At 37.6% G+C, this 21,713-nt stretch carries 21 protein-coding genes; 13 read left to right on the top strand and 8 right to left on the bottom strand.

Annotation, left to right across the window (positions count from 1 at the left end; all coding sequences use genetic code 11):
* Window positions 1–5 precede the first annotated feature (5 nt).
* Together ACSSV9_RS01815 and ACSSV9_RS01810 are read left to right on the top strand one after the other, a co-directional pair.
* Window positions 6–647, top strand: coding sequence for a phosphatase PAP2-related protein (locus ACSSV9_RS01815; protein ID WP_437345501.1), 642 nt, complete (start codon window positions 6–8; stop codon window positions 645–647).
* Window positions 648–709: 62 nt separating this feature from the next.
* On the top strand, window positions 710–1,345 hold the full coding sequence (locus tag ACSSV9_RS01810; protein ID WP_437345500.1) for a cobalamin B12-binding domain-containing protein: 636 nt from the start codon (window positions 710–712) through the stop codon (window positions 1,343–1,345).
* Here the strand turns inward: ACSSV9_RS01810 and ACSSV9_RS01805 are convergent.
* The 3 genes from ACSSV9_RS01805 to ACSSV9_RS01795 form a co-directional block, all read right to left on the bottom strand.
* On the bottom strand, window positions 1,342–2,535 hold the full coding sequence (locus tag ACSSV9_RS01805; protein ID WP_437345499.1) for a M24 family metallopeptidase: 1,194 nt from the start codon (window positions 2,533–2,535) through the stop codon (window positions 1,342–1,344). The two genes, ACSSV9_RS01810 and ACSSV9_RS01805, sit on opposite strands and share 4 nt — an antisense overlap.
* 75 nt (window positions 2,536–2,610) lie before the next feature.
* Window positions 2,611–4,170 carry a sensor histidine kinase gene (locus ACSSV9_RS01800; RefSeq protein WP_437345498.1) on the bottom strand — a complete coding sequence of 520 codons (1,560 nt, stop codon included), beginning with the start codon at window positions 4,168–4,170 and terminating at the stop codon, window positions 2,611–2,613.
* A 53-nt stretch (window positions 4,171–4,223) separates the two neighbouring features.
* Window positions 4,224–5,222: an L-threonylcarbamoyladenylate synthase gene (locus ACSSV9_RS01795; protein WP_437345497.1), complete on the bottom strand. Its 999-nt coding sequence runs from the start codon at window positions 5,220–5,222 to the stop codon at window positions 4,224–4,226.
* Between the two features lie 71 nt (window positions 5,223–5,293).
* On the opposite strand from ACSSV9_RS01795, the gene hisN reads away from it, so the two are divergent.
* Window positions 5,294–6,076: a histidinol-phosphatase gene (gene hisN, locus ACSSV9_RS01790; RefSeq protein ID WP_437345496.1), complete on the top strand. Its 783-nt coding sequence runs from the start codon at window positions 5,294–5,296 to the stop codon at window positions 6,074–6,076.
* A gap of 34 nt (window positions 6,077–6,110) precedes the next feature.
* On the top strand, window positions 6,111–6,446 hold the full coding sequence (gene trxA / locus ACSSV9_RS01785; RefSeq protein ID WP_437345495.1) for a thioredoxin: 336 nt from the start codon (window positions 6,111–6,113) through the stop codon (window positions 6,444–6,446).
* A gap of 81 nt (window positions 6,447–6,527) precedes the next feature.
* On the opposite strand, the gene ACSSV9_RS01780 is transcribed toward trxA, so the two are convergent.
* A complete protein-coding gene (locus ACSSV9_RS01780; RefSeq protein ID WP_437345494.1) occupies window positions 6,528–6,737 on the bottom strand; it encodes a 4Fe-4S binding protein in 210 nt (69 codons plus the stop codon).
* Window positions 6,738–6,990: 253 nt separating this feature from the next.
* Here ACSSV9_RS01780 and priA point away from each other — a divergent pair, with 253 nt between their 5' ends.
* Window positions 6,991–9,468 (top strand): primosomal protein N', encoded by a 2,478-nt coding sequence (gene priA, locus ACSSV9_RS01775; protein WP_437345493.1) that lies wholly within the window; start codon window positions 6,991–6,993, stop codon window positions 9,466–9,468.
* A gap of 40 nt (window positions 9,469–9,508) precedes the next feature.
* On the opposite strand, the gene ACSSV9_RS01770 is transcribed toward priA, so the two are convergent.
* Window positions 9,509–10,336 (bottom strand): Yip1 family protein, encoded by an 828-nt coding sequence (locus tag ACSSV9_RS01770; protein ID WP_437345492.1) that lies wholly within the window; start codon window positions 10,334–10,336, stop codon window positions 9,509–9,511.
* Window positions 10,337–10,563: 227 nt separating this feature from the next.
* Here ACSSV9_RS01770 and ACSSV9_RS01765 point away from each other — a divergent pair, with 227 nt between their 5' ends.
* The 4 genes from ACSSV9_RS01765 to amrB are packed head-to-tail and all read left to right on the top strand — an operon-like array spanning window position 10,564 to window position 14,144.
* Window positions 10,564–11,940 carry a tryptophanase gene (locus ACSSV9_RS01765; protein ID WP_437345491.1) on the top strand — a complete coding sequence of 459 codons (1,377 nt, stop codon included), beginning with the start codon at window positions 10,564–10,566 and terminating at the stop codon, window positions 11,938–11,940.
* A 12-nt stretch (window positions 11,941–11,952) separates the two neighbouring features.
* Window positions 11,953–12,768, top strand: coding sequence for a DUF4905 domain-containing protein (locus ACSSV9_RS01760; protein ID WP_437345490.1), 816 nt, complete (start codon window positions 11,953–11,955; stop codon window positions 12,766–12,768).
* A complete protein-coding gene (gene amrA, locus ACSSV9_RS01755) occupies window positions 12,769–13,332 on the top strand; it encodes an AmmeMemoRadiSam system protein A (RefSeq protein WP_437345489.1) in 564 nt (187 codons plus the stop codon).
* Window positions 13,329–14,144 carry an AmmeMemoRadiSam system protein B gene (gene amrB, locus ACSSV9_RS01750; RefSeq protein ID WP_437345488.1) on the top strand — a complete coding sequence of 272 codons (816 nt, stop codon included), beginning with the start codon at window positions 13,329–13,331 and terminating at the stop codon, window positions 14,142–14,144. Before amrA ends, amrB begins: the two co-directional genes overlap by 4 nt.
* Here amrB and ACSSV9_RS01745 read toward each other — a convergent pair.
* Together ACSSV9_RS01745 and ACSSV9_RS01740 are read right to left on the bottom strand one after the other, a co-directional pair.
* Window positions 14,138–15,376 (bottom strand): DNA polymerase Y family protein, encoded by a 1,239-nt coding sequence (locus ACSSV9_RS01745; RefSeq protein ID WP_437345487.1) that lies wholly within the window; start codon window positions 15,374–15,376, stop codon window positions 14,138–14,140. The two genes, amrB and ACSSV9_RS01745, sit on opposite strands and share 7 nt — an antisense overlap.
* Window positions 15,377–15,447: 71 nt before the next feature.
* Window positions 15,448–17,412 carry a thiamine pyrophosphate-binding protein gene (locus ACSSV9_RS01740; protein WP_437345486.1) on the bottom strand — a complete coding sequence of 655 codons (1,965 nt, stop codon included), beginning with the start codon at window positions 17,410–17,412 and terminating at the stop codon, window positions 15,448–15,450.
* Window positions 17,413–17,619: 207 nt separating this feature from the next.
* Here ACSSV9_RS01740 and ACSSV9_RS01735 point away from each other — a divergent pair, with 207 nt between their 5' ends.
* The 4 genes from ACSSV9_RS01735 (at window position 17,620) to ACSSV9_RS01720 (ending at window position 21,181) form a co-directional block, all read left to right on the top strand.
* A complete protein-coding gene (locus tag ACSSV9_RS01735; RefSeq protein ID WP_437345485.1) occupies window positions 17,620–18,279 on the top strand; it encodes a hypothetical protein in 660 nt (219 codons plus the stop codon).
* 7 nt (window positions 18,280–18,286) lie between these two features.
* Window positions 18,287–18,592 (top strand): hypothetical protein, encoded by a 306-nt coding sequence (locus ACSSV9_RS01730; RefSeq protein WP_437345484.1) that lies wholly within the window; start codon window positions 18,287–18,289, stop codon window positions 18,590–18,592.
* Window positions 18,593–18,605: 13 nt separating this feature from the next.
* Complete coding sequence (locus ACSSV9_RS01725) at window positions 18,606–19,115, top strand: hypothetical protein (RefSeq protein ID WP_437345483.1); 510 nt, start codon at window positions 18,606–18,608, stop codon at window positions 19,113–19,115.
* A gap of 98 nt (window positions 19,116–19,213) precedes the next feature.
* The gene (locus ACSSV9_RS01720; protein WP_437345482.1) at window positions 19,214–21,181 is read left to right on the top strand and encodes a tetratricopeptide repeat protein; all 1,968 of its coding nucleotides are present in this window, start codon (window positions 19,214–19,216) and stop codon (window positions 21,179–21,181) included.
* Here the strand turns inward: ACSSV9_RS01720 and ACSSV9_RS01715 are convergent.
* Window positions 21,174–21,671, bottom strand: coding sequence for a hypothetical protein (locus ACSSV9_RS01715; RefSeq protein ID WP_437345481.1), 498 nt, complete (start codon window positions 21,669–21,671; stop codon window positions 21,174–21,176). The genes ACSSV9_RS01720 and ACSSV9_RS01715 overlap by 8 nt on opposite strands.
* Window positions 21,672–21,713 lie beyond the last annotated feature (42 nt).

Raw genomic sequence — 21,713 nt, 5'->3', positions numbered from 1 at the left:
TAATATTGTCGATATCGAGAGAATTAAAAAACATCTGGCAACCCAAGCTACTCGACAAAAGCTTTAGAAACAGGTTTTTTCTTTCGATGGCAATATTGATTACTGTTCTTTTAAGTTTGGCAAAATTTCTCGTTTATAACGAAATGAGACGCGGAGCTGAAATTTACGATCCGATATTGACATTATTTACACCGATAAACGTTACCTGGATTACATTCATCCTGCTCTACATTTCAGTGCTTGTGATGCTTATCTGGCTGAGTTTTCATCCAGAAATTTTTTTACTTGCAATTCAATCCTACAGTTTTGTGGCACTTTTCCGCCTCATTTCCATTTATCTGCTGCCACTGGAAGCAATTCATACGATTATTCCCTTGAAGGATCCATTCGTCGCATTCTTCGGTGATGGGAGGACATTCTTAAAAGATCTTTTTTTCTCGGGACATACAGCTACGATGTTCCTCTTTTTCCTGGTTACCACAGATAAAAAATTAAAGAGAATCTTTTTTGTGGTTACTATTCTTGTAGCAGTTTGTGTATTAATTCAGCACGTGCATTATACAGTGGACGTCTTTTCGGCACCTTTTTTTGCTTACACTTCTTATAGACTTGCATTTCTAATTAATAGCCGCGATAAAAATTGTTAATCACATTTTGAATTTTTTTAGCATCGACGTCGTTTAATGGTTATTCTAACAATGATGGTGCTATGATTACTGAAGGTATTTATTTTCATTATTTAAACTCCTTACTCGAGGGCGATAAAGACACTTGCAAAAGCATAGTTGAAGAGTTGCTTGCAGAAGGTGAAAGTATTAAAGAAATTTATCTTGGATTGTTTCAAAGATCGATGTATCGAATTGGTCAGATGTGGGAAAGAGAGAGATGTTCAATAGCTGACGAGCATATTGCTACGAAAATTACAGAAGCTCTGATCGATTGGTCGATTGAAGTGTCGAAATGTAAAAACAAGAAAGACAAGAGCGTTATTATCGCGTGTATCGATAAAGAATACCATGAACTCGGAGCTAAAATGGTTGCAGGGTATTTCGAAATAAATGGATGGAAATCGACATTCCTGGGTTCGTCAACACCACTGAACGAAATTATCGGTCTAATTGAAACCAAAAAGCCAGACGTTGTCGGTATTTCGGTCAATTTTTACATGAATATACCGAGGCTGATAAAATTAATTTCAATGATTAAGGCCGATTTCCCCGAGCAGGAAATCATTGTTGGTGGGCAGGCACTTGCCGGCAAAGATATTAAGAATTTAACTGGATATAGTGATATCAAATATATTTCCTGTCTTAATAAATTAGACGAGTACCTTGCAGCTTATTAGCTTCTTATTATCAACAATTCTTTCTGGCGTTCGGACAAAAATTCACATCCTTCAGAATTTACTAATACCATCTCTTCCACAGTGGCAATGCCAAATTTATCTACGGTTAATCTCGGCTCGATGGTGAATACATTACCCTCTTCAACTTTTAGCATTGGCAAGTTTCCGTATCTTTCCCATTTTGGTCCAAGTAAAGCACCGCCGTCGTGAACTGCTCTGCCTACTTGATGTCCAAGTCCATGCGGGAATTCGTCGTATCCGTTGATCTGGATATAATTTCTTGCAATCTGGTCTATTTCCCAGCCTTCTTTCCCTGGTTTTAATTCTTTAGCTGCTTTTGTTATTGACTCAACAATTACATTAAATCCTTTGACTACTTCGTCTGGTGGAGCATCTTCACCAGGTCTGAGAACATACCACGTACGCTGAAGGTCGGAACAGAATCCGTCAATTTTAATTCCGAAGTCCATGTTGATAATATGCCCGGGCTCAATAACTCTTTCGGTTGGACCGGAGTGAGCGCCAGCTGTATCGGGACCTGTAAATACAGAAGGGCAATATTCGCTGTCCCATGCTAAATCGAAGCCTCTTTCTTTAACAAGCTGCTGTACGAATTTTGCTACTTGCTTTTCGGTAATTCCGGGTTTAAGAAATTTCGTTACTTCGTCGAATATTTTAAGAGTTTCGGAGATTGCTTGCTTAATCAATTTTATTTCCGACGGCGACTTCCTGCCGCGTAAGGCTGCAACAATATCTTCCGAAGAAACGAATTTATCTGGATAGTCCGTCCCTTTGAATTGTTCCAATAAATCAAGATACAATCCGTGTGTCAATCCGTCAGCGAGACTCGAATTAACAGAATAATTTAAGGCTATCTTGTTCGGTTTTATCGATTCTATTACTTCGAGGAACTTTTCTTTAATGGTTTTTAAATAGGGATGAATATTTTTATACGTACCGACGCTCTTCATATTTTCCAATTCAAGAGAACCAATAATAGCATGGGTGTCGCCGTTTTTTGTAATGATAAATGCCGACTGCCAGGTGGCATTTGTACCGACCATCATATCGAGCATTGGATCTTTCATGTTGCCGGTCTCTCTTACGTAAGTCATCCACATATCGATATTTTTTTCATTTAAAATTTTTGCCGCCTGATCAATCTTTTCTAAAATTAGTTCTTTCTGCATTTGTTTCTCTCTTTGTAAATAGTTCGATATAAATTTATGAATTGAGTTATTGTCGGCAAAATTTATTCTGCATAATTAAACTTGCTTGGTTGCGGGTAATGTGAAAGTAAATGTAGTCCCTTCGCCCACGCGGCTTTCGACGGATATCTTACCTCCGTTTTTTTCGATCATCTCTTTGCATATAACTAAACCGAGCCCGCTCCCTTTTTCTTCGTTTGTACCGTATGTGGTGTGTTGAATATCAACACGGAACAATTTTGGAAGGTCTTCTTCTTTGATGCCAACGCCTGTATCGATTACGGAAACTTTATAGAAGCTATCTTCTTTTTCAGCTTTTAGTGTAATTTTTCCGCCAGGGCGAGTGAATTTAATTGCGTTTGATATAAGATTCTGAAGCACCGACGATATCATATCCTCGTCGGCAAATACAATTGCATCGTTCGGAATTTCGTTGATGATGAAGAGATCTTTATTCTCGGCATTATTTGATAAAAGTGTTATTACCCGTTCGGCTCTTTCCCGTAGCTTAAAATCATGTGGTTCGAATTGGATTTTGCCGGTTTGAATACGTGACCATTGTAAAAGATTTTCAAGAAGAGCAAAAACGTTTCGAGCCGCTTCGTTTATTTTGTCGGCAAACATAACAATCTCGTCACGCGTTAAGTCATTAATGTCGTCTCGTAGAAATTCCGAGAAACTGAGCAGCGCACTAAATGGGCTTCGAAGATCGTGAGCAATAATTGAAAAGAATTTATCTTTTGTGGTAATCTGATTTCTTAATTCTTCTTCTGATTTTTTTAATTGTTTATTAACGGCTTCAAGTTGTAATACCATATCTTTTAGTTTGGCTTCCTGCTCCTTAGATGCTGTAATATCGCGAAGTATTCCACGATAACCAATAATTTTTCCCTCTTTGTCTTTGACCGCAGTTGATGTCTCCAGAACTGTTGCAATTCTACCATCAAGTTTTCTAATTCGTAGTTTGAAATCTTTTACAAATCCGTACTTTTCCAATTTTTTCTGGAATACATATCTTTCATTAGGGTCAATGTAGATATCTTTAAGAATATCAATTTTATGGAGCATATCGTATGAATTAATTCCGAAAAATTCAAAGCCTGCGGGATTTAAGTCTACGAATTTGCCGTCGATTGTGCTTTCGTAAACTACATCTTGAAGTTCCAGGAAGAGTTCCCTGAATTTACTTTCAGCGTCTCTTAGTTTCTCCTCAGTCTCAATTAATTGAGTCAAATCACGTGCAATACCAACATAAGCTACAGGATTACCATTTTCGTCCTTGACGATTGAGGTACTCAATTCAATCGTAAACTCAGAGCCATCTTTTCGTTTATTGACAATTCTTCCGCGCCAGCCTCCCTGAAGTGTGTAGGGATGAATTGCATTAATCAGTTCCGGGTCATTTTTATTCGAACGAAGGAAATCTGTCCTCTTCCCTATAACTTCTTCCGGCTCGTACCCGTAAATCCTTGTAAAAGCTTTGTTCACAAAAACTAAACGATCTTCTAAATCAGTAATTGTGATTGACTCCTGAACTGAATTGATTGTATGCAGCATTAAATCTGCGTCGCTGATGTAATTAAGAATGGACACTTCCGATGACTTTTTTTTATGCATTAGGATAGCCAAATGTCTGATAAAATATAATAAATTAAGTTGTAAAAATAAATCTATGATTTATAACGTTTAGCTGCTCGTTTTAGTCTATCCATAATTGCCAGTCCCAGTCCTTCGGGTTCGACTGCCTCTGCCAGTATAAGATCAACTCTTTCTATTTCGAAGTCATGGAGAAATTTAAAAAAATTTGCTGCAGCTTCTGCCATATTGCCAGAGGCACTCAATATTTTTTTAGAGTAATTTGATAACATTAATTTAGTTGCAATTTCATCGTCTTTAAACAGAAGCAAACCGACTTTTTTATTTTTAAGCGAATCAAGAAAAACTTTATCGGATAAAAGAGATTTGTTTATTATGAAAAGCGGTATTTCGGGTGAGTAATGAAAAGGCAATTGACCTGGCGATTCCGGTGCCGAATCGTTCTTATCGTTGATGGTAAGATGTCCTGTAATTTCTTCAATATCATCTACTGGTATTCCACCGGGTCTGAGAAGTAAGAATGCTCCGTTTTTGTAACCAATAATAGTTGATTCAAGACCGATGGCACATTTCCCTCCGTCGAGTATGAACAGGTCATCTCCGAGTGATTTTTTAACGTGTTCGGCGTCGGTGGGACTTAAATGCCCGAACCTGTTGGCACTTGGAGCTGCTATTGGGCGCTGGCTCAGTCGTATCAGTTTCAGCGCTATTTCATTATTAGGCATTCTGATTGCAACTGTATCGTTTCCTGAAGTGACTATATCAGGCACCGATTTTTTTTTAGGCAGAACAAGCGTTAGTGGTCCAGGCCAGAATTTATCAATTAATTTGTCGATAATCGGTTCGTCATAGTAAACGTAATTTTTTAACGAGGTTTTATCTGCTATATGGAGTATGAGAGGATTAAATGACGGTCTGTTTTTCTTTTCGAAAATTTTCGCAACAGCTATTGGATTTAGTCCATCGGCTCCAAGTCCATAAACTGTTTCTGTAGGGAAAGCGACCAGTTCACCATTTTTAATCAGTTCCGCCGCTTTATGTAATGATTTATCGTTGTATTTGTAGATGGGCATAAATTCATTAAATTTTAACTCGTAAAATAACAAGTTTATAACTTTCTTGATACAAAAAAACAGGATATAAAATGGAAGGATTTTCTTTTCTAAAAAAATTTGTGAAACTTTTAGCCGACGAAACCGCTACTATTATCAAACAGTATTACAAAACGGATATTAAAATTGAGTCTAAAGAAGATGAAACGCCCGTAACAATTGCAGACAAAAAGTGTGAAGAAAAAATGCGACAACTTATTATGAAAGAATTTCCTGATCATGGCATCCTTGGTGAAGAATTCGGTGAATTTAATTCTAATGCTGAATATATATGGATATTAGATCCAATTGACGGCACTAAAAGTTTTATTTGCGGAGTTCCGCTTTTCGGTACATTGATAGCTCTATTGAAAAATGGGGAACCAATTTTGGGTGCTATCAATCATCCAATCCTGAACGAATTAATTATTGGTGATAATCTCAGCGCTGAATGCAACGGTAAAACTATAAAAATGAAATTGAACGATACGATATCCGAAGCAATTTTATTGACCACCGACCACAATAATGTTGCTAAATATAGGAACGCAGCAGGATTTGAAAAATTAACCAGGATGGTTAAGCTATACCGTACGTGGGGTGATTGTTACGGTTATTCTCTGCTGGCCCAGGGCTATGCGGATATTATGATTGATCCGATGATGAGTAAATGGGATCTTGCGGCGTTAATTCCTGTAATAAAGGGTGCCGGCGGAAAAATATCCGACTTCTATGGAAATGACCCGATGAAAGGGAATAGCATTGTAGCATCTAATCCATTACTTCACCAAAAAATTATCGAAATTCTGAATCCTTCGAGTGATTCAAACATCTAATTTTTCGAACTAAATAAAAAATGGAGTTATATCTATGAAAAATATTGTTGAAGGCACAGACTTCAATTTTCATACAGAAGTATTGCAATCGGATTTGCCCGTGCTGGTTGATTTCTGGGCGCCGTGGTGTGGACCTTGCAGAATGGTTGCGCCAGTAGTGGAGGAAATAGCAAATGAGTTGAACGGTAAGTTGAAGGTTGTTAAAGTAAATACCGACGAAAATTATGGTGTGGCTTCTCAATACGGAATTATGAGTATTCCAACACTCGGAATTTTCAAAAATGGAAAAATGGTCGATGCTGTTATAGGTGCCGTCCCTAAATACCATTTGATGTCAAAAATCCAACCTTATCTCGAAACAGCTAACTAATCCACATAATTACACGTTTATAAATAAAAAACCCGATTGAAAAATCGGGTTTTTTGTTTAGGAGGTAGTATTTGATATCTATTAACCTTCAACAATAGCGTCTACTGCGCAAACTTCAACGCATGATTTACAATTGTTGCACAATTCCGGAGCAATAAATGTATGATCTTCGGAAAGGGGAGCTTTAGTCTCTCCGTTTACTGTATATTCTTCGCCTGCATTGTAAATCGCATTGTTTTCACATTCATCAATACAGGCTGCACAACTGATGCATTCGTCTGTAATTACCATGATAATTTCTCCTTTATTGAAAAATAAACACTAAGTATTATCAAAAATCTTGCCATTAGTTTTTTAATCCTGCAATTCATTTTATTGCCTGATTTTATTACTATTGATAAAAATTATCAGATCGTACATAAATATTGAGAAAATGATTTTTATCCGATGCCGACATTCAACAAGTGGCTTTTTATCTGCAGTGGTTTATCCTTTTTAATCCGTCTTTTTTTTATTTTGTATTATCATAATAAACTTTGGTTCTATGTACGTACAAATAGTTTTTCCTTTGCCTTTTAGAAATAGTTTTACTTATTCAGTCCCTGCAAATTTGAAAAAAGATATAGAAGTCGGGGTGAGGGTCGTTGTGCCTTTTGGCAGACGAGTACTAACCGGTTTTGTAATTGGATTGAACGATTCACTCGATGAAAATTCTGCGGGAATAACCGACAGCTCGAAGATAAAAGTCGTTAAAGATATACTCGACAGTCAGCCAATTTTCGATTCCCGGATGCTCGAATTTTATGCCTGGATGTCGGATTACTATCTTTGCTCGCTCGGCGAAGCTTTAAAAACAATTGTGCCTTATGGCACTGATGTGGAATCGAAACGAAAGATAGTGTCCGACGTGGAAATTTGCAGCTCTCTACTATCCGAAGAAAAAAATAAGAACTCTCTTCGCGCAAAAATTCTTGCAGTTCTCTCAGAAAAGGAATTGATTAATATTTCTTATCTTCAAAAAATCATAAAGAATAAAAACGTCTATTCGGTTTTGAGAGAACTCGAAAACAGAGGAGCAATTACAATCTTAAATGAAATTGAGGACGCAAAAGTTAGAGTAAAGAAAGTGAGGTATGTAAAACTTGCTCTACCGAGAGATACTATCTACGATTTAATGCCAGAAATCGAAAGAACAGCGCCAAAGCAAATGGTAATTCTTCTCGAACTTCTTTCTTCTCTAAAAGATAAACCTGCTGCAGAAATTCTCAAAAAAACAGGCTCTTCTTCATCAGCATTGAATAGTCTTGCCTCCAAAGGAATTGTAGAAATCTATGAAAAGGAAGTTGAGAGAACATTTAAAGAAAATTATGCCGAAGAGATGAAACAAATAGTATTGAGCGCTGATCAGCAGAAGGCAGTAGAGACGATTAAGAATTCTAAGGGTAAATTCGAAGTCTTTTTACTTCACGGAGTTACTGGCAGCGGCAAAACTCAGGTTTATATTGAAGCGGCGGAGGATGTGGTGAAAAGCGGTAAAAATGTAATTATTCTTGTACCGGAAATCTCCTTGACGCCACAAATAACCACACGTTTCTACAATAAATTCAAAGACAAAATTGCTGTTTTTCACAGCAGAATGTCGCTTGGCGAAAGATATGACACATGGCGGGGAATTCTATCGGGGAAATATAATATAATTATCGGCCCACGGTCGGCTCTCTTTGTTCCATTAAAAAATATCGGTTTAATTGTAGTCGACGAAGAACACGACCAGAGTTACAAACAATCAGACATGATTCCTAAATATAATGCACGGGACGCTGCGGTTATGTATGGTAAATTTATCGATTCTCCGGTAGTGCTCGGCTCGGCTACCCCTTCAGTCGAAAGTATGTACAATGCTCAAACCGGCAAATATCGATTAATTGAACTACCCGAAAGAATTGACAATGCAAAATTGCCCGATATTAAGTTAGTAGACGTAACTATTGAAAGGAAAAAGAAAAAACTGGAAGGAATATTTTCAGAAATATTGCTGGATGAGATTGGAAGGCGACTTGAAAAGAAGGAAAATGTAATAATCCTTCAAAACCGAAGGGGATTTGCCACTCAGGTTTATTGCGACGATTGCGGAAATGTTATTACATGTACCGATTGTTCGGTTTCGATGGTACACCATATTAGCAAGAATATTTTGCAGTGTCATTATTGTGGCAATTCAATGCCCGTGCCTAAATCTTGCCCGGTTTGTGGTTCAGTGGCGTTGAAATTTTTTGGTACCGGCACACAGCGTGTTGAAGACGAGCTGGCTTTTTATTTTCCGAATGCAAAAATCGAAAGGGTCGACTCCGATTCGATTTCGAAAAAAGGAGCCCTCTCCGAAATTTTGAATGATTTCCGCAATGGCAGAATCGATATTCTGGTGGGAACCCAAATGGTTTCTAAGGGACTCGACTTTTCAAATGTTACACTTGTTGGAGTTGTATCGGCTGAAACGTCTTTATGGATACCCGATTTTCGTGCGGACGAAAGGACATTTCAACTTTTGACACAGGTTTCAGGCAGAGCCGGTAGAAGCGATAAAAAAGGCGAAGTTATAATTCAAACACAAAATTCGAAAAATTTTATTTTCCAGAAGGTAATCGAAAATGATTATTTCGGATTTTATAATGAAGAACTTAAACTTCGGCGCAAAGGCGAATATCCTCCGTTTACAAGAATAGCCCTTGTTGAGATTAAGGATGAAAACGAAAAGAAAGCGCATGCGGCGGCAAACGACTTTCATAAATATCTGATGAGATACAAAAATATTATCGAGATTTCTCCGCCGAACGAAGCGATTATTTTTAAGATAAAGGGTTTTTACCGGTATCAGATATTGGTCAGAAGTTTTAGAAGTCAGGATCCGGCTGGCAAGAAAATTAGAACTGCTTTATTCGATTCGCTTACAGAATTTAACCGCTTATCCCACCATAAAAATGTTATTTTATCTATAGATATCGATCCACAGAGTATATTGTAAAAAAGTGAGGCTGTACTTGTTAATACAGCCTCGATGAAAATTATTGCTGCAGGAATGCGAGGAATGGGATATTAGCTGCCAGCCACCAGAATATAAAACCTACACCGATCCACAAACCGAATATCGTTGCAAAATATTTGCCGGTCTTTTCCGAATTGAACATCTTTGCCAGCGCTATGCTGACTACTGAATAAAACCAGATCGAAAAGATGTCCACTCTCGATAAAAGGAAATAAAGAAATTTTGATTTATCAATATTCATAATTGCTGCAACACTTGTGGAGGTAATATATTTGTTTGTTACCAGTGCAATAATTACCATCACAATAATTTGAATCACTATTATATAATACGGAAGTCCGTATGCTGACATTGTATCCTTGAAGGTACCATCACCTTTAAGAAGTAATTTGCACACAAGGAAATAAACTCCGGCGACTATGAAAAATGTAATAAACGTAATAAATAGAATGCTTATGGCAGTAAATACAATTGCCATCGAGCCACCTTTTTCCATCCTTTCACGTATCTGTTCCAATTGTTCCTCTTTTTGTACTTCGGTCATTTGGCCACTTTGAACTGCTTCGTCAAAATTTTTTTCGATCTGTGCCATCTGTTTTTCGACTATCGAAAGTTTTATTGCCGGATTGCTCATCATAATTACATTCGAAAAAATGGCTGCCACGATAACGATGAAAATTGGAATTAGCCAATCGCTTGTCTTGGGTCCGATTTTTTTTAATTTTTCGAATGTAGCTGCCGGTTCCGAAAATACACCTACAAGTTTGTCTGTGTGACTGAATTCCATTTCCTCTTCTTCTTGTACAGAACTCATTTTGGGAATTTGATTGTCTTGTTTTTCATCCATTTAATGCTCCTTCTGGTTGTGAATTTATCGATTAATTAAAGTTACTTATTTTCCAAAAGGGATTTTAGAACTGGAATTTTAGGCCTTGAATTATTTGTCGAAAAAAATAAGAGTTTATCGCAGTATTAGCAAGGAATATTTTTTAATTCGTTTGGTCTTTTAAATCAGGAATCTTTGTAATTTAGTGATAAACAGTAGAATCAAAAATTCAGAAGGATTTTTATGTTATGAAAACAATAATCGAACCATTCAAAATCAAGACAGTCGAACCGATAAAATTTACTTTGAGAGAGGAACGAGAGGAAATATTGAAGAATGCGGGCTACAATCCATTCTTAATTAAAGCAGAAGATGTTATAATTGATCTTTTGACCGACAGCGGCACTGCAGCTATGAGTTCGGAGCAATGGAGTGGTATAATGAAAGGCGACGAATCGTATGCCGGTGCCAGAAGTTTTTTCCGTTTTGAATCGGCTGTAAAAGAAATTACAGGCAACAAATACGTAATTCCGACACATCAGGGAAGAGCTGCTGAAAAAATATTATTCTCAATTTTGGGCGGCCAAGGGAAATATTTCATCAGCAATACTTTTTTCGATACAACGCGTGCCAATATCGAATTTACAGGTGCCGAAGCAGTCGATTTGTTATGCCCGGAAGGGAAAAAACCCGAAGTGGCAGCTCCTTTTAAAGGCAATCTCGATGTGGAAAAATTAGCTGCTTTTATTGAAGAAAAAGGGAAGGAAAACATCCCGCTTGTAATGATAACCATTACAAATAATTCCGGTGGAGGGCAACCAGTATCGCTCGAAAATATTAAACAAGTCAGAAAAGTTTGCGACCGATACGGCATTCCACTCTTTTTTGATGCCTGCAGGTTTGCAGAGAATGCTTACTTCATTAAAAAAAGAGAAGAAGGGTATTCAGAAAAATCTGTTCGGGAAATCGTTAAAGAAATCTTCTCTTATGCTGATGGCACAACAATGAGTGCTAAGAAGGATGCCCTGGTTAATATCGGCGGATGGCTTTCGATGAATGACGAAAATCTGGCAATGCAATGCAGAAATCTCCTTATTGTAACCGAAGGATTCCCGACGTACGGTGGACTTGCCGGCAGAGACCTCGAAGCAATTGCCCAGGGTCTTGAGGAAGTTCTGGACGAAAATTATCTTAGATACCGCATTCGTAGCACGGAATATCTTGGAGAAAAATTAATGGCTGCAGGTGTGCCAATTATTGAACCGCCAGGTGGACACGCAATTTATATCGATGCTAAAAGATTTCTGCCCGATATACCACCAGAACAATACCCCGGACAATCGATTGTGTGCGAACTCTACCTCGAAGGCGGCATTAGAAGTGTGGAAATAGGATCCGTAATGTTTGGCAAATACGACAGGAAAACAGGTAAACTTATTCCAGCTATGATGGAACTGGTGCGGCTCGCAATTCCCAGACGCGTCTATACTCAAAGTCATATCGATTATGTTGCTGAAGTTGTTGTTGAAACTTTTAATAAACGCCATAAACTAAAAGGCTATAAAATTATTTATGAGGCACCAATACTGAGGCATTTTACTGCACGATTCGAACCAATTATTTAATATGGAACAATTATGAATATCAAAAAACATTTTACAGTCAAATCTAATTGGCAGGTGTGGAGAATACTTATTTCCGAAAGCGACTACCTTGTTATCGAATCGAGAGATAAAGATACAAAAGAAGTCTCTTTTCACTCGTATGATTTGAAGACTGGTAACACGATTTTTGAAAATTTTCAGCTGGACGAAAAATATTACGTCGGCATCGAAACGGTTTATAAAGATATCCTCTATTTTCATAAATATCCCAAACCAGATCTTCCAAATCACAAAGGGATAACGGCATTCGATATCAGCTCTTCTGAAATGCTATGGGACAACGATGAATACTCATTCCTTTTTGCTCACGACGAAAAACTCTATTGTTTCAAACAGGGATTTGACGAAAGATACTTTTACACTGTCGACTATAAAACCGGTAAAATGCTGGAAGATATGGGCAATGACTACAGGAAAATTAATGCGTTACGTATGGAAGCTGACCAACAAAACAAGTATGAAGATTATTCTTTTCCAAAACTCGATTTTGATTATTCCGAAATAAAACCGTTGATCTTAGAAAATCTTGCGAACTTAGAAGTTTATGGCAATATCGAATATGCTACATATAATAATTTATTAATGTTTAACTACCATCTACAGGAAGGCGAAAATTTGTATACAAACTATTTCAGAATAATAAATGTGGATAACTCTAATCTGATTTTTGAAGAAGTGTTAAACAATAAAGCAAGTTCACTTTTTACGGACTCTTTCTTTATTTACAAGGATTACCTGATTTTATTGAAAGAAAAAGACGGTTTAAATATTTACAAGCTGGAGATGTAAATGGAACTGAGCAAAGAGGAAAAAAGAGTCTTATTGCATGCGGCAAGGAAGTCAATCGAAACGATTTATAGCGGAGAAAAATTGCCGTCTTGCGATTATGAAAAATATCCGTCCTTGAAAAAAGAGGCCGGTGCTTTTGTAACATTGACCGAGAATGGTGTATTGCGCGGCTGTATTGGATACATTACTTCCACCAAGCCACTTTACGAAACTGTCTGCGAAGCCGCAATTCATGCTGCTCAGGACGACCCACGATTTGAACCCGTGCGGCGTTCCGAATTGCCGTTGATTAATATTGAAATCTCTGTTTTGTCAGAACCTTTTCCGATTGAAAATTATGACGAGATTGTCATTGGTAAACACGGTTTAATTGTAGAAGAGAAAGGAAGGCGAGGCTTGTTACTTCCGCAAGTGCCTGTCGAGTATAATTTGAGTAAAGAACAATATCTCGATGCTCTTTGTCAAAAGGCCGGACTTCCTTCCGATTACTGGAAAGTAAAGCAGCTTAATCTCTATGCTTTTACTGCTAATGTGTTTAGCGAAGCAGAGCTGGAGGAAAAATGAAAAAAGTAAGACAACCCGCTGTGGCCGGGATGTTTTATCCTTCTTCACCAAAGAAACTTACAGACGAGATCAATGAAATGCTCGAAAAAGCCGGCACAATAGAAACGCCCGATAATCTATTCGGCATTATAGCACCACATGCAGGTTATGTTTATTCAGGTCAAACGGCGGCAAAGGCATATAAACTACTGAAAGACAAAAATTACAAAACTGTTGTTGTCATTTCTCCGAGTCACCGTGAATATTTCCCTGGCATCTCTATCTTTGACGGCGATGCATATCTTACTCCACTTGGTGAAATTGAAATCGATCAGGAAATGAGGGAAAGAATTACCGAAGGAAGTAAAATTATTTTTAAAGGGATTAATGGTCATCGAAGTGAACATGCTCTCGAAGTTCAATTACCTTTCCTTCAAGTGGTTCTCAAAGATTTCAAATTGCTGCCGATAGTAATGGGCGACCAGAGGCGATTGTTTGTAGATGAGCTTGCGGAAAAATTAAGTAAAGTAGCTGATGAACATACTCTCGTTGTTTCGAGTTCAGATTTATCTCATTATTATTCCAAGAATGTTGCCGAACAACTCGATTCGATAGTTGTCAATCATATTAATAATTTCGATTACAATGGTCTTCAAAATGACCTTGAAGAGAACCGATGTGAAGCCTGTGGTGGAGGTGCTATAGTCAGTTTAATGAAAAGTGCCGACCTGCTCAATCGAAAAAATGCGAAGGTTCTGGCTCGTACTGATTCAGGCGACATAACAGGTGATTCAAACGAAGTTGTGGGATATCTTTCGGCAATTGTTTATTGATTCGATTCGATATCGTCGTCTTCCAGTTCTACATCTGGAATTTGAGTAAATGCAATTCTCATTGGTGCAGAATTGAGTGCATTATGCGAACCAGCAAAGTATGCGGCTCCATAACCGTATTTTTTATTCAGAAAGTCGAGAGCGTTGTGTAAAGACCTGGTCTTTTCGTAATTCTCAAAAAATGAAAGGGTGAATTGATTTTCGGGCAGTAAGTTGTAAAGAGTGACTGCAACGGCAAGTGGTTTTTCGCTGGTGTTCGGGTAAAAGTCCCACATTTTTTCGAATGCTTCGATGAATGACATTGTATTTTGCGTATGAGGAAACGAAATTTCATTTCGCCATTTTTTACCGTTAAGAAACTTCACTTTAATCGACATTGTCCCTGCCACATACTGCATATAGCGTAGACGTATAGCGGCTTTTTGGAGCAGACGATGTAGTACGGCATAAGCACCGTTTTTATTTCTGAATTCGGGCGACATTACATGTGAATGTCCCACTGTAGTACGATGTGTCGGAGGGCGTTCGACAACTTCACCTCTGAGTTGCATGTAGATTCTTTCTCCCTCGATTCCGCCCCATACTTTTCTTAAAGTTGATTTGCTGGCTTTGCATAACTTTTCGACCGAATCGATACCAAATTTTCTGAGACGAGGCTCCATCCTTCGGCCGATACCTACAAGGTCGTTTAATTTGAGAGAGAATAAAATATCCGGCAGGTCTTTCTCTTGAATTACAACCAAGCCGTCCGGTTTTTGCATGTCGGTTGCAGTTTTGGCAAGATATTGATTCGGCGCCAATCCAATAGAACATTTGAGAAATTTACCGACATTTTTATATATGGTCTCTTTGATTTTTTTTGCCAGAGCTATTGCATTTTCCGGTTCCCGCTGCTTTCCAACAAGTGTACACGAAACTTCATCTATCGAATATACTTTATCGATAGGGATACACGATTCGATAGCCTCGATTAGCCGATTGTGGTATTCTATGTAAATCCTATGACGAGCCGGTACAATTTGCAAGTCGGGACATACTTTTTTTGCTTCATAAACAGGTGTTCCGGTTTTGATTCCATATTTTTTTGCTTCGTAGCTTGCAGCAATGCAACATGTTGTCTCTGCTTTAACAGGGACAACCGCTACCGGCTTACCTCTCAGATGTGGATATTGCTGCTGCTCGCACGAGGCAAAAAATGAATTGAAATCCAGAAAAAGATTTCTCAATGGCATAGTAACGACGGAAATTTATGGAAAGAATTTAGTTCGGTTTAAACTTATTCAAGTTATGTAAGAAATTCAAATCACTGCGGAGCGTCGGCGCTATAGAAATTTTTGCCTGAATTGTTGACGAGATTTCCGTAACCCGAAATTCTTTCTGCAAGCGACATACCGTCCAGCCCGTGATATTTTAATACCTCTTCAGGAGTACCGCATTCGGGATAGTCGTTCAATCCAATTTTTTCGAACACCTTCCCTTTAAAATGATGTACAGCAGCCAGTGCATCGAGTATTCTATCGCCCAGTCCGCCAGTTGTGGAATGATCTTCGAGAACATAGATTTTTTTGAATTTGTTTGTAATCTCTGCAATCCAGTCGAGGTCAATTTTATTGAGCCACGGCATATTAACAACTTTAAGACCGAATCCTGATTTTTTTAATATTTCGTAAGCCGTCAATGCTTCGTGTAGCATTACAGGACCGTAAGCAAAAATTATAGCATTTTCTCCTTCGGTCAGCTCTGTTCCAATTCCAATTCTGAATTGATAATTGTCAGGAAGCTCAATATTTCTCGGCGAGGGACCAATTATAAGTCGAAGCACGCAATTTTCTTTTGCTTCGTTAATGCAATATTCAACGGCTTTACGGGTTTCGAGTGAATTGCATGGCTGAATGATTGTAATATTCGGGAGATTGCCGAGGAGTGCTATGTCGCGTACGCTTTGATGCGATTTGCCAGGTCCAGCCGGAATCAGACCGGCAAAGTGGCAGACATAAATAATTTTTGTTTTCTCACCAGCGTTATTATAAATTTGTTCATTTGCTCTTGCCGCCAGAAAACTTGCAAATGTATTTACAACTGGAATTAAACCCATTCTGGCCAGTCCGCCAGCAGTCGAAACCATATCTTGCTCGGCAATTCCGTTTTCGATGAATCTATCAGGAAAAGTATATTCGAATTTTCTGAGTTTACAGTCCGCCGCTAAATCGCCGTCGAGTACAATAATGTTAGGATTCTCTTTTGCCAGCTCTACCAGTGCATCCCCGAAAGCATCTGTAACAAATTCTTTTGTAGATTTGAAGGAAACTTTTTCTTCGGGAATATTTTCCGGAATTTCAATGACGATGTTCAAAGATGCAGCTAATTTCCTGATCGAATCACTTAATTCTTTTAATCCTTTTATATAGCTATCGTTATCCGGAGCGCCACTGTGCCATTTATAATACGTTTTACCCGATATCGTTTCTGTAACAGGTTTTTCCATAAACGATACGCCTTTACCTTTAATCGTATCTGCAATTACCATCTTGGGTTTGCCAGTTATCCCTTTTAAATCTTCGAATGTCTTTTTTAATTCATTAAAATTGTGGCCGTTTATTTGCACCACGTGCCATCCGAAAGATTTAACTTTTTCAGTTATATCTTCGATATTGTTGACTTCCGATACAAGCATATCGGTTTGATATTTATTGTGGTCCATAATGGCAATTAGATTGTCGATACGTTGATGCGCAGCTGCCTGGAGCGCTTCCCAAACCTGTCCTTCCTGAAATTCACCGTCGCCTGTTAATACATAAACATTCCCACCGCATTTCTTATATCTTTTTGCCCATGCCATCCCTTTACCTTTAGAAATCCCCATACCGAGTGAGCCTGTACTTGCTTCGATTCCTGGAATACGTACTTCAGGATGACCGTCGAGTCCATTTAGACGGCGTAACATTAATAACTTTTCTTCCGATATTATTCCAATAGAATATAAAAATGAATAAAGTCCTGGTACATCGTGCCCCTTTGAAGAAAAATAGATGTCTCTTCCATCGTTCTCCAGACCCACTTTCTCTACGTTTAATTCATTTAAATAAAGATACGTAACAATATCCATAGCACTGAAAGACGAACCAAGATGTCCCGAGCCTGCTTTTTTAACTGCTACAAGAGTATTGTAGCGGCACATCTCTGCATAAAGTTGCATTCTAATTTCCCAACTGCCTTCACGAGTTCTTACTTTGTCGAATTCCTCTTTCTTGATTATTCTGTATGACATGGCTCTCCTTAAATTACGTTATTCAAAAAACAAAGTTATTGGTTTTAGGACAAACTATAAAATAAAATTACTGTTAAATTTAAGAGTTTTCAAAAACGCGTAAATTTTTCTTGATTAATTTTTCTTATGTTTTTAAGTTAAAGTCAAGCGTTATATTTTAGGGCAATTTCCTCCATTATTCCTTCGTTCAAAAAATAGAGAGTAGAGATGCAAGCGGTTAAAATCATTAAACCGTCTTCTGTAGTACTGATGGTAATATTATTGCTTGCGTGCAGCTCGGTTCCTAAAGAAACAGTTGAACTCAATTCAACGATTGGTAGAGATCTGAGTGCCATGCGGTTTGCGCATCTTGAAACCGTCAAACTTTATTACAGCCGTATTGAAGACGAAATAAACGAATTTATTGACGAAGTTTATTTGCCGTACACGGTAAATAATTTGATAAATCAATTCGGCTCGGAAATTTTAGAAAATGATTCAATTACAGGCGAAACAACGATTAATTATGAACATACAAAAGTTATGATTGAAGAAATTTACAGAGAAGTGGAAAGCTACCGACGTTCCAAATTAAAACCGATAAGAGCTCAGAGAGACAGCATTTTGAGCCAGCTCGACAGTGCGTATCAAAAAATAATCTATGCCAATTCTGTTGTTACCAGTTACCTCCAATCAATTGTAAAAGTAAAGGATTTACAGAATGAATTAATTGCGACAGCTGGATTGAGCGATCTGGGTACAGATGCAGGTAAAAAAATTTCTGATCTCTCCGAAAGAATTAAAGATTTGAAGAAGAAAATTGTATCCAAAGAAGAGAACATAGAAAACATAATAAAAGAGTTCGAAGAATTGATTGATTTAAAGTGAGGGATAAATGAGCAAAAAATTGGATGATTTTCGCAAAAGGGTGAGAATAAAAATACGCGAAAGCAGAGAAGCCTTCGAAGGAAAATATAAAGAAGAACTCGAAGAATTACTGGGATTGTCCAAGAGCGAAATAAAGCAAATTCTACCCGATACTACCGACATGCAGATTTATGAACAGTTAATAGCTGTAGTTCGAGAAGCTTCCAGGATTAATTTAAGCCAGGCAGAACTTAAAAAGAATATAGAAGAACTTGGTAAAGCGGCGGTGGAGCTCTCTAAAAAAATTCCTTCGCTTGCAAAATTGTTTGTATAAAAGAGAGGTAAGTATGAACGAACAGGAAAACGAAGTATTGCTGTTAGATGCTGAACAGCGAAAAAAGGCAAACGAATTTATCGTAAAGCATTTACAAAGTACAATGCTCGATGGAAAGATGGAAATCCATAACCTCAGATTCAAATTAAGCGCAACTTACTGGGTAATAGTAATTCTCTCTATTATCATGTTTATCCTTGGAGTCCTTTTGTTGAGTGTGCCGCTGAAGGAAAACGTTGACGAAATTCAATCTCTGATTTCAGGCGGATTGGGTCTGGCTGATTTAACTGCTCTCTTCTTGTTCAAACCGATTGAAAGAATTCACAAATTGATGGGCGATATGAGCCAGATTGTAATTGCGTTGAACAGTTATCAGACACAGGTGGGTTTAAGATTGATGGAAATGGACTCGACAAACAGAAAATCGATCGGAGAGACTTCCGTTTATATTAGTAGCGCTGCCAGAGAAAGTATTAAAGTTATACAGGATTACTTTGAAAGCACAGCTTTAAAGTCACATTGATTTTATTAACCAAAGATTTTAATAGAGAGAAAATCTTCTTATATTTCGAAGTTCCAAAAAAGAGGGAAAGTTCTTTTATAGAGGGTGCATATGCGATTATGATATTGTTAATTTTACTAATTCACACCACGATTGGGTGGGCACAGCCGAATCTTGATAGCCTTCGCAGAAGTATATCCACTTTACCTGATTCTTTAAGAGTTATGGTCTTAACGGATATTTGCTGGAAGGAGAGGACAAGCAATCCGCAGCTGGCAATTGAAGCTGGCGAGGAGGCAATTCAAATTGCAGAAAAAATAAATAACAAGTCTCTGCATGCTCGTGCACTGAATCTACTTGGAGTAGTCTATAGAAATAAAGGAAATTATGCCAGGGCAATCGACTATTATAAAAAAGCATTAATTCTCGCCGAACAGGTAAAAGATTCTGTTCAAATTGGCTATTCGTATAATAATATTGGTGGGATTTACAGAATCCAGGGGAATAATCCGCTTGCTCTCGAATATGTTCTAAAGGGTTTGAAAATATTCGAACAATTGGATGATAAAAGGGGAATGGCATTCTGCAACATCAATATCGGGTTGGTCTACAAAAATCAAAAGAATTATGAAAAAGCTCTTGAATATCTGAATAAAACAATTGAGTTAAGGGAAGAAATTAAAGACGAAGAGGGCAAAGCACTTGCGATGAATTTAATAGCAGAAATTTATAAAGAGCAAAACAGACTTAATGAAGCGCTTGGATACTACCGAAAGATAGAACGAATCTATAAATCAACTGGTAATAAAACAGGACTGGCTTCCGTTTGGGGAGGTATTGGCGATATTTATTTTGAAAAAGGACAATATAAAAGTGCATTAGATTTGAGGGAGAAAGCGCTGGTATTATTGCGCAACGTAAATTCCATCGAGGGAATTGCTAACAACCTGAGCAATATGTCGCTTATCTATTACAAACTGGGAGATGAAACCAGAGCAGATGAAGCAATGAACGAGGCGATAAAACTGGTTGAAAAATATAATATTGCATACGTAAGTCTTGAATGTTATGAGAATGCAACAAAACTTTCCGAAATGAAAGGAGATTTTGAGACTGCACTGAAATATCACAAAAAACTGACAAATGTTAAGGATTCTCTTATCAATCGAAAAAGTCTTGCAGTTGTTAAAGCTCTTGAATCGATTTATGAAAACGAAAAACAAAAGAAAGAAAACGAATTATTAATTAAAGATATCGAATTTGCCGATAAACAACGCAAATTGCTTATAATTATTACTCTGCTCATTTTGCTAACCGCAGTTGTAATTTACAATAGATACAGAGCAAAAAAAGTAGTCGCCGATGAATTAGCCGAATTGAATAATATGAAGGATACCTTTTTCAGAATTCTTGCGCACGATCTTAAATCACCCTTCAATACCATTTTCGTTTACACAAATTTTTTAATCAGTCACTACGACGAAATAGATGACAGCGAAAGGAAACAATTTATCGAAAGTATAGAGAGAGCAGCTAAGAGCAACTATCAATTGCTGGAAAACCTGCTGATGTGGTCGCAGGCTCAGATGGGCAAACTCGAAATGCAGATAGTAAATATTGACCTCTACGAAGTAGTCAAAACAAACTTTTTCCTGCTCGAAGAAGTAGCTAAAAGCAAAGAGATTTCACTCGAAACTTCAATTGAGCCCGGGATTGAAGTGTTGGCCGATGAAAATATTCTCAACACAATTTTTAGAAATCTGATATCCAACGGGATCAAATTTTCCGAGAAAGGAGGGAAAATTTTTGTTGACGCGGTTAAAGAAGATAAAATGGTGAAAATTACTGTGGCAGATAACGGCGTCGGTATGGATAAAGAAACAATGGATAAACTTTTCGTCCGCAATACAAGAATCAGTAAAACAGGTACATCGGGCGAAAAAGGAAGCGGATTAGGTCTTTTACTATGCAAAGATTTTATCGAAAAACTCGAAGGGGAAATTTGGGTTGAAAGTGAACTCGACAAAGGCAGCAAATTTATTTTTACTCTTCGTAGTTATGAAAATCAAAATGAAGAGTCTAATTAAGTGATCGGGCAATAATTTCTTGAGCCTCGCTGAATGATTCAATTCCATCTTTTGCAAGTGTATAACCAGTAATTTCATAATAAGCCGAATTCACTTTTTTGATAATTACCATTGCTTCAATACCCCGGGGCGTTATAAATCTATAACGAGCGGAAGTGTAAGTTTTTTCTTCCACTATTTTGATTTCCGAAAAACCATGAAAATTTTTCCCGAATTTTAGTTTTAAAAAATATCTGTTTAGCTCGGCAATTTCGTCAAGCCGCAGATCGGCATTTACATTAATCTTGTTTATCTCGATGAATGCTTCCCTATTTTTATCTGCAATTAATACAAATTTATTTTGCTCAAATGCTGTGTCCAATATCTGCCAGCCATCGGGCAGTAGAAACGAATAATTATCATGTGCAATTTCAATTGACTTTACCGATACGTTATGAGTGGCACATCCGGCGAGAAACAAAAATAAAATTATTGTGATTAATCTAAGCATTCGAAAAAGTGCCGAAGATTAACAAAATGCTAAAATAAACGG

It is taken from the genome of Melioribacter sulfuriphilus, from assembly GCF_051488685.1.
In the GTDB taxonomy this organism is placed as follows: Bacteria; Bacteroidota; Ignavibacteria; order Ignavibacteriales; family Melioribacteraceae; genus Melioribacter.
The sequence above is the reverse complement of the archived record's forward strand: the minus strand, read 5'-3'. Positions and strand labels throughout refer to the sequence as shown.